Consider the following 13,714-nt stretch of genomic DNA (forward strand, 5'->3'; position numbering starts at 1 on the left):
ACATTCGACGCGAACGACGGGGGAAGAATGAACAGCACAGAGCACGTGGAAGAGGCGTCGGGAAGGGCGCCGGAAGAGGCGGAGGACATCGGCGGCTTCGCCGCCGTGGTGGGGATGGCGGCCCGGGTTCCCGGTGCCCGGGACCTCGACGGCCTGTGGCAGGTCCTGGTCCGCGGCGAGGAACCCCTCACCCGCCGGCCGGCCGCCCCGGAGACCGGCCGGGCGTCCGCCTACGGTGCCGTCGACGGCGCCGACGAGTTCGACGCGGCCTTCTTCGGCTACGCCCCGCGCGAGGCCCTGCTGCTCGACCCGCAGCACCGGGCGTTCCTGGAGTGCGCCTGGGAGGCGATGGAACACGCCGGGTACGACCCCGGCCGCCACCCGGGACCGGTCGGCGTCTACGGGGGCAGCGGCGACACCGGGCACTTCTCCACCCTGCTCGCCCACCGGGCCGCGTTCCCCGGGGTGAGCGAGTGGCAGCTGCGCCTCGCCGGCGGAGCGGACTTCCTGACCAGCCGGGTCGCCTACAAGCTCGGCCTCAACGGCCCCGCCGTGACCGTGCAGACCGCCTGCTCGACCTCGCTCGTCGCGGTGCACACGGCCCTGCAGGCGCTCCTCGCCGGCGAGTGCGACCTGGCCCTCGCGGGCGGGGTCACGCTGCGCGTCCCGCACCCCGTGGACGAGAACCTCGGCGACGGTCTGCTGGCCCACGACGGCCACTGCCGGGCGTTCGACGCGGCCGCCACGGGCACCGTCTCCAGCGACGGCGTCGGGGTCGTCGTACTCAAGCGCCTCGAGGACGCCCTGCGCGACGGGGACGAGATCCATGCCGTCGTCCGCGGTTCCGCGGTCAACAACGACGGCGCGGCCAAGGCCGGATTCACCGCGCCGAGCGTCGACGGGCAGGTCGCCGCCGTCCGGGCCGCGCATCTGGTCGCCGGCGTGAGCGCGGACAGCATCGGTTACGTCGAGGCGCACGGCACCGGCACGCCGGTGGGCGACCCCATCGAGGTCCGCGCGCTGGCCAAGGCGTTCGCGGACGCGCCGGGCGGGCCCGGCTCCTGCGTCCTGGGGTCGGTCAAGAGCAACCTCGGGCACACGGACGCGGCGTCTGGGGTCGTCGGCCTCATCAAGACGGTGCTGGCGCTGCGCCATGAGCTGATCCCGGGAACCGTCCACTTCGAGCGGCCCAACCCCGAACTCGATCTGGACCGGACCCCGTTCACGGTCAGTGCGACCGCTCGCCCCTGGCCGCGGGGAGCGGCTCCGCGCCGTGCCGGCGTGAACTCCCTCGGGATCGGCGGCACCAACGCCCATGTCGTCCTGGAGGAGGCGCCGCCGCTTCCGGCCGGCTCCCCGGGCCGCCCGTACCAGCTGCTCCCCCTGTCCGCCCGCACCGGCACCGCGCTGAAGGCCGGCGCCCTGCGGCTCGGCGCCGCGCTGCGCGACGGCGCCGCCCCACTGGCGGACGTCGCGTGGACCCTGCAGACCGGGCGGGCGGAGTTCACCCACCGGGGCTTCGTCGCGGCCACCGGCCACGAGGAGGCCGCCGGGCTCCTGGCGGGCGGTGACCCGGGGGCCCTGTCCCCGTCCCGCTACCGGGGGCGGCCGCGCCCCGTGGCGTTCCTCTTCCCCGGCCAGGGCGGGCAGCACATCGGCATGGCCCGCGACCTGTACCGGCACGAGCCGGTGTACCGGGACGTGGTGGACGAGTGCGCGCGCCTTGCCGAGCCCGAACTCGGGACCGACATCCGCTCGGTGCTCTACCCGTCGGAGGACGAAAACAGCGAGAGCGGCGAGGCCGCCGCGCTGCTGCGGACCATGCGCTGCAGCCAGGTGGCGGTGTTCGCCACGCAGTGCGCGCTCGCGGCGCTGTGGCGCTCCTGGGGGGTGCAGCCCGCGATCGTCCTCGGGCACAGTCTGGGCGCGTACGCGGCGGCCACCGTGGCGGGCGTGCTCGACCTGCCGGACGCCCTGCGCCTGGTCCTGGAGCGCAGCCGGATTCTCGACGGCCTGCCGGGCGGGGCCATGCTGGCCGTCCCGCTGTCCGAGGACGAACTGCTGCCGCTGCTCCCGGCCGAGGTGTCCGTCGCCGCGGTCAACGGGCCCCGGCAGTGCGTCCTCACCGGCACCACGGACGGGATCGCCGCGGTCCGCGGGCGCCTGGACGCGCAGGGGGTGGACGCCCGGCTGCTGCACATCAGCGCCGCCGCCCACTCCGCGCTGGTCGAACCGGCCCTGCCCGAGTTCGAGAAGCATCTCGCCGAGGTGACGCTGCGGCCGCCGGTCCTGCCCTGGATCTCCGACCGCACCGGACTTCCGGTCACCCCGGAGCAGGCCTGCGACCCGTCGTACTGGAGCGGGCACCTGCGGCACACCGTCCGGTTCGAGCAGGCGCTGCGCACCCTGTTCGCCGCCGGCGACCACGCCCTGCTGGAGATCGGACCGGGCCACACGCTGACCACCCTCGCGCGCCGGCACCCGGACTGCGGGGCGGACCGCGCCCTCGCGCCCAGCCTCCCGCACGCCGCCGACGAGGCGGGCGGCGGTCTGACGCTGATGACCGCCCTGGGCCGGCTGTGGCAGGAGGGCGTGGCCGTGGACTGGGCGGCCGTGCACGGCGGCGAGTCCCGGCGCCGTACCCCGCTGCCGGCCTACCCGTTCGAGCGGCAGCGATTCCGGCTGGCGGCCCCGGCGGCCCAGGCCGGGGTTCCTGGCGCCGGAGTTCCGGTGGCCGAGGTCACGGCGGTCGCACCGGAGCCGGAGGCCGGTGGAGGCGGCGGCTCGGTCGAGTACGCACGGCCCGACCTCGGCGACGAGTACGAGGAGCCGGTCGGCCCCCTGGAGCGGGCCGTCGCGGCGGCGTTCGCCGAAGTGCTCGGCCTGGACCGGGTCGGACGGCACGACAACTTCTTCGACTACGGGGGCGACTCCCTGGTCGCGGCGCAGTACTGCGCGCTGATCCGCGCCGCGTCCGGCGCCGAGGTCGCCGTCCGCGCGGTGTTCCGGGCGCCCACGGTGGCCCGGCTGGCCGCGGCGATCGAGCTGGCGAAGGAGGCCGGGGAATGACACGGACCCGCACCCGGTGGGTGCTCTCCCGCCCGGGCGGTGACCCGCAGGGGGCCCACGTGTACTGCTTCCCGCACAGCGGCGGTTCGCCGGGCGAGTACCTGCGCTGGGCCACGCGGCTTCCCGCGCACCGGGTCCGGGCCGTGCAGCCGCCGGGCCGCGGCAGCCGCCTGGACGAGGAGCCGTACACCGACATGGCGCCGCTCGTGGACGCCCTGGTCTCCCAGGTCGCGTTCGAGGAGCCGTACACCCTCTTCGGCCACAGCCTCGGCGCGCTCGTCGCGTACGAGACGGCGCTCGCCCTGCGCGAACGGGGCCTGCCCGGACCGCGGGCGCTGGTCCTGTCCGGCACCGCCGCGCCGCACGCCCTGCCGGTCAGGCCGTCGCTGCGGCACCTGGACGGACCTGAGCTGGCGGCCGCCGTCGAGCGGACGTACGGTCCGCTGCCGGCCGGGCTGCACGAGGACCCGGAGCTGCGCGATCTGCTGCTCACCAGTCTGCGGGCCGATCTGGAGATCGTCAGCGGCTACCGGCACCGGCCGGTGCCCCCGCTGTCCTGCCCGCTCACCGTGCTGGGCGGCAGCGACGACTCCGAGCCGCTCGACGGCCTCGGCGCCTGGCGCACGTACACCACCGGGCCGTTCGACCTGCAGATCCTTCCTGGCGACCACTTCTACTTCCGGGAGTGCCCCGATGTCTTCTTCGCCCTCCTCGACCGCGTCCTCGACCGTCCCCTCGACCGCCCCCTCGCGTAGTCCGCTGCACACCCTCTACTCGGGGACCGTGCCCTGGCAGCGGCTCCTCGCCTTCCCCGAGCCGGGCGCCGGTCCCGGCCGGGCGGCCGGGGACGCGGCGGTCGCCGCGATGGCCCGGCTGCTCCGCGAGCACGTCGACCCCGAACAGGTGGAACGCACGGGCCGCCTCCCGCAGGAGCTCATGCCCGCGCTGCGCGAGGGCGGATTCCTGAAGCTGATGATCGGCACGGACCTGGGCGGGCTCGGCCTGACGCCGTACCACGCCTTCCGGGTCCTGGAGGTCGCGGCGAGCTGGTGCACACCGGTGGCCTTCAGCCTCGCCATCACCAACGGCTTCGGCTCCGGCTCGTACCTGCCACTGCTGCCCGCCGGACCGCTGAAGGAGCTCATCACCGAGCGCGTGCGCGAGGGCATCGTCTCGGCCGGCGCGGACGCCGAACCCATCGGCACGGCCAACGAACGGCGGGCGACCACGGCCGTTCCGGTGGACGGCGGGAAGTTCTACGAGATCACCGGCGAGAAGGTGTTCATCGGCAACGGCACGGTCGCCGACCTGATGGACGTCTCCGCCACCGTCCCGTGCCCCGACGGCCCGGACGAGGTCCGTCTGCTGTTCGTGGACAGCCGCGCGGAGGGGTTCCGGGCGCTGGGGCGGCACGAGTTCATGGGCCTGCACGGCGCCGAGATCGGCCGGCTGCGACTGGACCGGGTCCGGGTGCCCGCCTTCCACCTGATGGACGAGTCCGAGGACAGCTGGCGGATGCGTCCGGGGGAACGGGAGCCTTGTGATCGGGAGCCGGGCGAAGAGAAGCCGGGCGTAGGGGAGCCGGAGGCGGTTTCCCGCCCGGTGGCCGAGGCCGGATTCACGCCCACCGATCTCGGACAACTCGCCTCCCTCGGGCGGATGCTGGTGATCGGCCCGTCGTCCCTCGCCATCGCCCGGCTGTGTCTGCACTGGTCCCGTGCGTTCGCCGCCGAGCGCGTCATCGACGGGCGCAGCCTCGCGGAGTACGAGGAGATCCGGCACCGCATCGCCGCGACGGCCGCGGACGTGTACACCATCGACAGCGTGATGGCGTGGGTCCTGCAGGCCCACGAGTCCGGGGACAGCCAGCCGGAACTGACGGCGGCGAAGAACCTCGTCTCGCTGGCCTGCTGGCGCACGGTGGACCGTACGGTCTCGCTGCTCGGCGGAGAGGGGTACGAGACCGCCGCCAGCAAGGCCCGGCGGGGCGCCCAGCCCTTTCCCGTGGAGCGGTTCTTCCGGGACGCACGGGCCCTGCGGGTGGCCGGCGGCGTCGACTTCATGGTCGACCGGTGGTCGGCCGAGGCCGCCCTGAGCACCTGCTGGACCACCGGCGAGCCGCCCGACATCACGCTCCTGGACCGGGTGCCCGCGCCCGACGGCGCCCATCTGTCCCCGCCGTGCCGGGAGCACCTGGAGCATCTCCACGCCGAGGCACACAGGCTCGCCTCCGCCTGTGCGCGGCTGACCATCGGCCGGTCCGCGCAGGAGGTGTTCGCCCGGCAGCGCCGCACCACCGTCCTCGGCCGGATCGGCACCGAACTTCTCGGCATGGCTCTCGTCCTGGCCCGGGCCGCCGCCCGCGCGGCTCAGGGCCACCCGGAGCAGCTGCCGCTCGCCGACCTGGCGTGCGCCGCCGCGCGTCGCCGGCTCGCCGGGCTGTGGCCCGTGCTGGACGACCGGGACGACGGCCGGGGCGACCGGGACGGCGAGCCGTCGGTCGCGGGGCCGGTGGAGGCGCTGCTGACCGGCACCGGCTGCGACTTCCTCGTCACGGACGTGATCACCGACCTGCCGAACGCCGGCTCCACGGAATCCGGCTCCACGGAATCCAGCACTACGGAATCCAGCTCTACGGAAAGGGATGGTCGCTGACATGCGCAACGGCTTCACCCGCCGGGTGCACGACGCACGCTGTGCGGACCTGTGCGTCCACGAACTGTTCGCCGGGCACGTGCTCGCCACACCCGACCGCGTCGCCCTCACCTGCGCGGGCCTCGACCTCACCTACGCCGAACTCGACGCCCGCGCCGCTCGGTTGGCCCAGCGGCTGCACCGGGCGGGCGTGACGGGCAACGTCCCGGTCGGGGTCCTTCTGGACCGCTCGGCGGAGTTCGTCGTGGCCGTCCTCGCGATCCTGAAGGCCGGCGGCTGCTACGTCCCCCTGGACCCGGAGTATCCGGTGGCGCGGCTGACGGCGATGCTGGAACTGGCCGGCGCCCGGGTCGTCGTGTCGCGCGGGAGTACCCCGGGGTGGCTCGCCGGGCGGGCCGACCTCGCCGATGGGGCGATGACGGCCATGACGGCCGTGACGGTGCTGGACGTCGAAGAGGCGGCGGCGTACGAGGAAGCAGGCGGCGAGGCCGGTTCGATGGGCGCGCCGGCCGTGACCGCGTATCCGGACCCACGCCCGGACGATGTCGCCTACATCATGTTCACGTCCGGATCGACCGGTACGCCCAAGGCCGTGGCCGTACGCCACGCGGGCATCGTCCGTCTGGTCGACGAGCCCAACTACGCCCGCCTGGACGCGGACCAGGTGATCGCCCAGCTGTCCTCGGTCTCCTTCGACGCGGCGACGTTCGAGATCTGGGGCGCGCTCGCCAACGGCGCGCGGCTGGTGGTGGCACCGCCCGGCCCGCTCTCCCCGCAGGAGCTGGGCACGCTGCTGCGCGAGGAACGCGTCACCTGCGCGTGGCTCACGGCGGGACTGTTCAACATCATGGTCGACGAATGCCCGGACGACCTCGCCGCCCTGCAGCAGCTGCTGACCGGCGGCGACGTGATGTCCCCCGACCACGCCGGCCGGTTCCTGCGGGCGGCGCCGCACTGCACGCTCATCAACGGCTACGGTCCGACGGAGGTGACGACCTTCACCGCGTGCCACACCGTCACGGCGGCCGACACGAAGGCGCCGCGCATCCCTATCGGCCGCCCCGTCGACGGCACCTGGACCGAGATCCTCGACGACGACCTGCGTCCGGTGCCGCCGGGTGTCCCCGGCCACCTCTACGCGGGCGGCTTCGGGGTGGCCCGCGGCTATGTGGGTGACGCGGCCCTGACCGCCGAGCGCTTCGTGCCCGACCCCTGGGCGTGCGGCGAGCGGCTCTACGCGACCGGTGATCTGGCCACGTACGGCCCCGACGGCACGATCGACTTCCTCGGCCGGGCCGATCAGCAGCTGAAGAAGCGCGGCTATCGCGTGGAACCGGCCGAGATCGAGTCGGCGTTGCGCCAGGACCCGCTCGTCGCCGACGCGGCCGTGCTCCTCCACGGGGAGCGGGCGGACGACGGCACGCTCGTGGCCTGCCTCGTACTGCAGGCGGGCGTGGGTGCGGACACCGAGGCCGGCCCGCTCGATGCGATCCGTGAGCGTCTGACCGACCGTCTGCCGCACTATCTGCTGCCCGACCGCCTGGTGCGGCTCGACTCGCTCCCGCTGACCCCGAACGGCAAGGTGGACCGGCGTGCTCTGGCCTCCGCCGTGACGGCGGTGCCGTCGGACGTGCCCACGTCGCACTCCCCCACGGAGGCCGGCGCTCCGCTCCCCGGCACCGAGCAGGCCCTGGCGGCCATCTGGACCGAGATCCTCGGCCTGCCGCGGGTCACCCGCGACGACGACTTCTTCGCCCTGGGCGGCCAGTCGCTGCAGGCGAGCCGCATGGCCTCCCGCATCCGTAACCGCCTCGGCACGTCGGTCCCGCTCGACGCCATCTTCGACCACCCCACCATCGCGGAGCTGGCCGAGCTCCTCGACGCGGGGTAGGGGGTATCCACCAGCTGGTCCTGCGGCGCCTGACCCTGGGTCAGGCGCCGCTGTGGCGAGCCGGGGCGGCCGGTGAGGGATCACCCGATCGACCGCACGGACCGGTCGGTTGATCGGACTTGTGACGAGATGCCGTAGGGGGCATTCGGGTGGCATATGTCGTCTGCCGCAACCGACCCCGCCGCCCACGCTGTCGTCCTCCGCAGTGGCATGACGACCAAGGAGGCACTTGTGACTGGTTTTCAGGCTTTCACCTCGAACACCGCCGGGCTGTGGGATCTCGACCCCTACCGCTTCCCCGCCGCAATCGTCGACGACCTGCCCGAGCCGCACTCGACCGTCTGCGGCCTCTTGGAGCCGGGTGACTACGCCCTGCCCGCACCGGACCCGGCGAGCCGGCTGGCCGATCCGCTCGAGCCGGCCGACCGGCGCCGGCTGGAGCTGCACGCGGCTCTCACGACCGCGGGCATCGCGCCGCTGCCGGGCGACCTCGACGCCATCACCGCGCTGTGCGAGCTGGACGACACCACGCACGCCGCGCTCCGGCGGTGGATCAGCCACACCGTGTGACCCGCGCCGCGCCGGGAATGAACGCCGCGGCGGCGGGCTCGCCGCCGCGGCAGGCCCGGCGAACGCCGAGGTGTCACCACCGCGCGGTCAGCCGTCGGCGCCCTGGGCGGTGTCGGTGCCCTGAGGGGTGGTGTCACCGTCCCCGCGCTGGTGGCCGCGGCGGGCGTCGCGGTCGAAGATGCCGAGGATCTCGCAGGGTCCGCCGTCGGCTCCGATGGCGTGCGGCATCATCGTGGGGAACTCGGCCGCCTGGTTGGTCTCGACGCGGAAGCGGCGGTGGCCGAGCATGAGGATCGCGGTGCCGGACAGGACGACCAGCCATTCGCGCCCCGGGTGGGCCCGCATGCGCGCCGGATTCTCGGGCGGCGGTTCGGTCATGCGCTGGCGCACCACGGTCATGCCGGGATCGCCCTTGACGGGCCAGCGCATCAGCCCGTGGGCGCTGTCGATCATCGGGCTGGTGACGACGTCGTCGGCGGCGGTCTCCACGAGCTGATCCAGCGTGGTGTCCAGGGCGCGGGCGAGGACGACCAGCTGGTCGAGGGCGAGGCGGCGCCGGCCGTTCTCGATGCGGCTCAGGGAGGACTGGCTGAGGTTGGCGCGGGTGGCCAGCTCGTCCAGGGACCAGCCCTGCGCCACGCGCAGAGCGCGGATCCGTTTGCGTACGAGGCTGTCCAGATCGCCATCTTCTTGCGTCATACGCAACATCGTATGCCTGCACCGCAAGGCCCGCCTAACGTCGTTGCCGTGGGTCCGGAGCTCCTCGGGCCACGCACGAGGAAAGGGCAGGAGGCCTTGGCTGTGGCTGCTTCCGTGTACGCGAGCGACGCGATGCCTGACGGGACCGTCGACGTGGTGGTGATCGGCGGCGGTGCCGCCGGGCTGAACGGTGCGCTGATGCTCGCCCGCTCCCGGCGCTCGGTCGTGGTGATCGACAGCGGCACTCCGCGCAACGCGCCGGCCGACGCCATGCACGGCTTCATCGTGCTCGACGGCACCCCGCCCCTGGAGATCCTTCGGCGGGGCCGGGAGCAGGTGCGCCGGTACGGCGGCCACGTCGTCCTCGGTGAGGTGGCCTCGGCCGAGCCCGCCGCCCCGTCGGCCGACGGGGACCTGCGCTTCGGCATCGCCCTCACCGACGGACGGCAGGTGACCGCGCGCCGCGTGCTTGTGGCCACCGGGCTGCGCGACGTGCTGCCCGAGGTCCCGGGCCTGGCGCGGCACTGGGGACAGGGCGTGGTGCACTGCCCGTACTGCCATGGATGGGAGGTGCGCGACGCGCCCATCGGCGTTCTCGCCACCGGTCCCGCCTCCGTCCATCAGGCGCTTCTCTTCCGCCAGTTGACCGAGGACCTGGTCTACTTCACCCGCGGCACCGCCCTGGACGAGGACACCCGCGCCCGGTGCGCCGCCCGCGGCATCCGCACCGTCGACACCCCGGTACGGGAGGTCACGAGCGACGAGGACGGCGGCCTCGCGGGTGTACGCCTGGCCGACGGTCGGTTCGTGGCCCGTCGGGTCCTCGCGGTCGCCACGCGGATGCAGGCCCGTACGGAGGGCCTGGCCGGTCTGAGGCTGCCGATGGAGGAACTGCCCGACGGCATGGGCCGCCGCTTCGCCTCGGGCCCGGCCGGCGCCACCGAGGTGCCGGGGGTGTGGGTGGCCGGCAACGCCACCGAGCTCACCGCGCAGGTCGGCGCCTCCGCCGCGGCCGGCGCCCTGGCCGGCGCGCACATCAACGCCCTGCTTGTCGCCGCCGACACCGATGCGGCCCTCGCGGCCGCGGCCCGGGGCGAGGCACCCGCCTCCTGACGTCCCGGCCCGGTGGCGCGCGGGCCCCCATTCCCTTCACTCGGCGACCGGCCCCCGCCCGGCGCTGACTCCGTATGCCCTTTCGAGAGGAAACCATGAGTACGAACCATCCCGTGGACACCGCTGAAGCCGGCGCCGAGGCCGTACCCGGCGCCGTACCCGATGCCCGCCGGCTGCGCACGATCCTGATCGCCGTCTCGATCGCCCTGATGGCCGTCGTCGCCTCCGTGTCCGGGCTGAACGTCGCCCAGACCCACCTGGCGGTGGAGTTCGGCGCCTCGCAGAACACCGTCCTGTGGATCATCAACATCTACACGCTCGCCCTGGCCGCGCTGCTGCTCCCGCTCGGCGCGATCGGCGACCGCCTGGGCCGCAAGCCCACGCTGGTCGCCGGGCTGGGCGTCTTCGGCGTGGCGAACGTGGTCGCGGGTCTGGCCCCGTCGGCCGAGGTCATGCTCGCCGCCCGGGTGGCCGTCGGCATCGGGGCAGCGATGATCATGCCGATCACGCTCGCGGTCATCACCTCCACGTTCCCCGAGGAGCAGCGCGGCAAGGCGATCGGCGTGTGGACCGGCGTCGCCGGAGGCGGCGGCATCCTGGGCATGTTCCTCTCCGCTCTCCTCGTCGACATAGCCGACTGGCGCGGGCTGTTCGTCCTGCCGGTGGTCCTGGTCGTCGCCGCCCTGGTCCTGACGGTGAAGGCGGTTCCCGACTCCCGGGAGAGTTCGGCGCATCGTTTCGACACGGTCGGCGCACTCGTCTCCGCCGTGGCCGTGGTGGGTCTCATCTTCGTCCTGCAGGAAGGCCCCGAGCGCGGCTGGACCGCCCCCGCGACGCTGGTCGGCCTCGCCGTCGGACTCACGGCGGCCGTCGGGTTCGTGGCCTGGGAGCTGCGCCGTCGGGACGCCTCGCTCCTCGACGTACGCCTGTTCCGCGAGCGCGGCCTGGCGGGCGGTTCGCTCACGCTGCTCGTGGTCTTCGGTGTCCAGGCGGGCATCGCCGTGGTCCTGTTCCCGTTCTTCCAGGCCGTGCTCGGCTGGTCGGGCCTGCTGTCCACGGTGGCGCTGATGCCCATGGCCGTCATGATGATGCTGTCCTCGGGCCTGGCCCCCAAGCTCGCCGCCCATTTGGGCTCCCGCCCGACGATGGCCATGGGCATCGCGCTGGCCGGTGTCGGCCTGGCGCTGATGGCGCTGTTCGTCTCGGTCGACGGCGGATACCTCGCCGTACTGCCCGGCATGCTCGCCATGGGAATGGGCATGGGCCTGTCGATGACCCCGTCCACCGAGGCCATCACCGGCTCCCTGCCGCGCGACAAGCAGGGCGTCGCGTCGGCACTCAACGACGTCACGCGCGAGTTCGGCACCGCGCTCGGGGTCGCCCTGCTCGGTGCGCTGCTCGCCGCCGGCTACCGCCGGGCCATCGACGGCCGGTTGAACGGCGTCCCCGAGGGACCTGCGGAGACCGCCCGGGAGGGCGTCGCCAACGCCGTCGAGGCGGCGGGCAGCGCCGGCCGGCACGCGCAGGACGTTCTCCACGCGGCCCAGCAGTCCTTCGTCGACGGCTGGCAGCAGGCCATGTGGGCAGGCGTCGCCGTCATGGGCGTCCTGTTCGTCTACGTGGTCTTCCGCGGCCCGGAGCGCAGGACCCCCGCGGCCTCGGACGAGACTGAGGCCACCGAGACCACACAGGCGACGGACGCCACGGACGCCACGGACGCCTTCCAGCAGTCCTCGGTCGGCTAGAACTCCACCCGGACGGTCAGGCCGCCGCCCTCCGCGTTGGCCGTCGCCGTCGCCCGGGCCCCGTGCGCCCGGGCGACGGCGTCGACGATCGACAGGCCGAGGCCCGCGCCCTCGCCGGGTGTGTGGGTGCGCTCGTGGAGTCGGCGGAAGGGCTCGAAGAGCAGCGGGACGGTGTCGGGCGGTACGACGGGACCGGTGTTGGTCACCTCGATGCCGGTGTCCGGGCCGGTGCGCACCTCGACGTGCCCCCGCGGGACGTTGTGCCGTACCGCGTTCGCGACGAGGTTGTGCAGGAGGCGCTCCAGGAGCACCGGATCCCCCTGGACGGTGAGCGGCAGGGCCCGGACCGCGATGTGCACGCCGCGGTCGGCCGCTTCGTCGGCCAGCGCGGCCGCGGTCTGCTGGGCGAGGTCGTCCAGGGCGACCGGGCGGCGTTCCTTGAGGCCCTGTTCGGAGGCGGCGAGGAGGAGCAGCCCTTCGATGATCCGCTCGCTCGTGTCGGCGACCTCGATGAGTTTCGAACGCATCCGTGCCACCCGCTCCGCGGACGGCTCGCCGGCGAGCCCGATCTCGGCGGCCGCCCGCTGCACGGCGAGCGGGGTGCGCAGTTCGTGCGCGGCGTTGGCCGCGAACCGCTGCTGTGCGGAGACGAGCCGTTCCATCCGGCCGAGCATGCCGTCGAAGGTGTCGGCGAGCCGCTTGAGCTCGCCGGGCGGCCCGTCGAGCGCGATCCTCTCGTGCAGGTTCTCGCCGGACAGCCGGCGGGCGGTGTCGGTGATCACGGCGATCGGCCGGAGCACCCGGCCCGCGGTCCACCAGGCGAGCGCTACGGACAGGACGGCGTAGCAGACGAAGACCGTGACGGAGACGGTGAGGAGCCGGTCCAGGGCCGCGGACTCCGCGGCGTCGCTGAGTGTCCGCGTGATCGCCAGGGCCTCGCGCGGGACGACGCCGGTGCCGGTGCTCGGTCCGGGGCTCGCCGGTGCGGGGCTCGCCGGTGCGGCGGTCGGCATCCCGGTCGGGAAGGCGGTCGGCCGGGCGGACGGCAATTGTTCCAGCCGATGGGCCGGTACGGCGGTGGTGACGGCCGTGCTGATGGACGCGTACAGGCCCTCCTGCACGAGCACGTACACGACGCCCGTGAGCAGGGCCCCGGCAAGGAGGAGCAGCCCGGTGTAGAGGGCGGTCAGCCGGGCCCGTTCACCACGGAACGGCAACAGGCGGCCATGCCCCACGCCCGGGCCCGGTGTCCTGGGCGGGCGAGGGTGCGGTGTCGTAAACGTCTTCCGCCGGGCGTTCACGACGCGATCCGGTAGCCGGCTCCGGGGACCGTCTCCACGACCGGTGGCTCGCCGAGCTTGGCCCGCAGCTTGCTGAGGGTGACCCGTACCGCGTTCGTGCGGTAGCTGGTGTGCTCCTCCCAGACCTGCTCGATCAGGTCCTCGCCGCTGACCACGGCCCCCTCGGCCCGCAGCAGCGCCTCCAGGACGCCGAACTCCTTGGGCGACAGATGCAGATGCCGGCCGTCCCGGCTCGCCTGGCGGCGGGCGGTGTCCAGGGCGATCCCGGACCGCTCGAGGACGGGTGGCAGCGCGGGCCTGGCCCGCCGGCCCAGGGCCAGGACGCGGGCGAGGAGTTCGTCGTACGCGAAGGGCTTGGTCAGGTAGTCGTCCGCGCCGAGCCCCAGGCCCTCGACCCGGTCCCGTACCGTACCGGCCGCCGTCAGCATCAGGACCCGGGTCATCAGCCGCCGCTCGACCACGTGGCGGCACACCTCGTCGCCGTGCGTCCCGGGCAGGTCGCGGTCGAGGACGAGGACGTCGTACTCGCCGAACCGCAGTTTCCGCAGGGCTTCCAGGCCGTCGGCCGCGACGTCCACGGCGAGCGCGGCACGGCGCAGCCCCTCGGCGATCATCTCCGCGAGGAACGCCTCGTCCTCCACCACCAGTACGCGCATGGCCCCTGTCTATCC

At 74.0% G+C, this 13,714-nt stretch carries 10 protein-coding genes; 7 read left to right on the forward strand and 3 right to left on the reverse strand.

Going from position 1 to position 13,714, the window contains the following annotated elements:
- Positions 1-27 precede the first annotated feature (27 nt).
- The 5 genes from JAO84_RS00105 to JAO84_RS00125 all read left to right on the forward strand — a co-directional run bounded on the left by JAO84_RS00105 (position 28) and on the right by JAO84_RS00125 (position 8,185).
- Positions 28-3,069, forward strand: coding sequence for a type I polyketide synthase (locus tag JAO84_RS00105; protein WP_370409293.1), 3,042 nt, complete (start codon positions 28-30; stop codon positions 3,067-3,069).
- Positions 3,066-3,824, forward strand: coding sequence for a thioesterase II family protein (locus JAO84_RS00110; protein WP_370409294.1), 759 nt, complete (start codon positions 3,066-3,068; stop codon positions 3,822-3,824). The genes JAO84_RS00105 and JAO84_RS00110 overlap by 4 nt, the downstream gene beginning before the upstream one ends.
- A gap of 28 nt (positions 3,825-3,852) precedes the next feature.
- Positions 3,853-5,724 carry an acyl-CoA dehydrogenase family protein gene (locus JAO84_RS00115; protein WP_370409295.1) on the forward strand — a complete coding sequence of 624 codons (1,872 nt, stop codon included), beginning with the start codon at positions 3,853-3,855 and terminating at the stop codon, positions 5,722-5,724.
- Between the two features lies 1 nt (position 5,725).
- Positions 5,726-7,615, forward strand: a complete 1,890-nt coding sequence (locus JAO84_RS00120; RefSeq protein WP_370409296.1) for an amino acid adenylation domain-containing protein — start codon at positions 5,726-5,728, stop codon at positions 7,613-7,615.
- 231 nt (positions 7,616-7,846) lie between these two features.
- On the forward strand, positions 7,847-8,185 hold the full coding sequence (locus JAO84_RS00125) for a hypothetical protein (protein WP_370409297.1): 339 nt from the start codon (positions 7,847-7,849) through the stop codon (positions 8,183-8,185).
- 87 nt (positions 8,186-8,272) lie between these two features.
- On the opposite strand, the gene JAO84_RS00130 is transcribed toward JAO84_RS00125, so the two are convergent.
- Positions 8,273-8,884 carry a helix-turn-helix domain-containing protein gene (locus JAO84_RS00130; protein ID WP_370409298.1) on the reverse strand — a complete coding sequence of 204 codons (612 nt, stop codon included), beginning with the start codon at positions 8,882-8,884 and terminating at the stop codon, positions 8,273-8,275.
- Positions 8,885-9,016: 132 nt separating this feature from the next.
- On the opposite strand from JAO84_RS00130, the gene JAO84_RS00135 reads away from it, so the two are divergent.
- Positions 9,017-9,997 carry an NAD(P)/FAD-dependent oxidoreductase gene (locus JAO84_RS00135; protein ID WP_370416616.1) on the forward strand — a complete coding sequence of 327 codons (981 nt, stop codon included), beginning with the start codon at positions 9,017-9,019 and terminating at the stop codon, positions 9,995-9,997.
- Between the two features lie 95 nt (positions 9,998-10,092).
- Entirely contained in the window at positions 10,093-11,742 is a 1,650-nt protein-coding gene (locus JAO84_RS00140) for an MFS transporter (RefSeq protein WP_370409299.1), read from the forward strand.
- Here JAO84_RS00140 and JAO84_RS00145 read toward each other — a convergent pair.
- The gene (locus tag JAO84_RS00145) at positions 11,739-12,959 is read right to left on the reverse strand and encodes an ATP-binding protein (protein ID WP_370409300.1); all 1,221 of its coding nucleotides are present in this window, start codon (positions 12,957-12,959) and stop codon (positions 11,739-11,741) included. The two genes, JAO84_RS00140 and JAO84_RS00145, sit on opposite strands and share 4 nt — an antisense overlap.
- An 80-nt stretch (positions 12,960-13,039) precedes the next feature.
- A complete protein-coding gene (locus JAO84_RS00150) occupies positions 13,040-13,699 on the reverse strand; it encodes a response regulator transcription factor (protein WP_370409301.1) in 660 nt (219 codons plus the stop codon).
- Between the last annotated feature and the right edge of the window lie 15 nt (positions 13,700-13,714).

The sequence above is a fragment of the Streptomyces fradiae genome (assembly GCF_041270065.1).
Classification (GTDB): domain Bacteria; phylum Actinomycetota; class Actinomycetes; order Streptomycetales; family Streptomycetaceae; genus Streptomyces.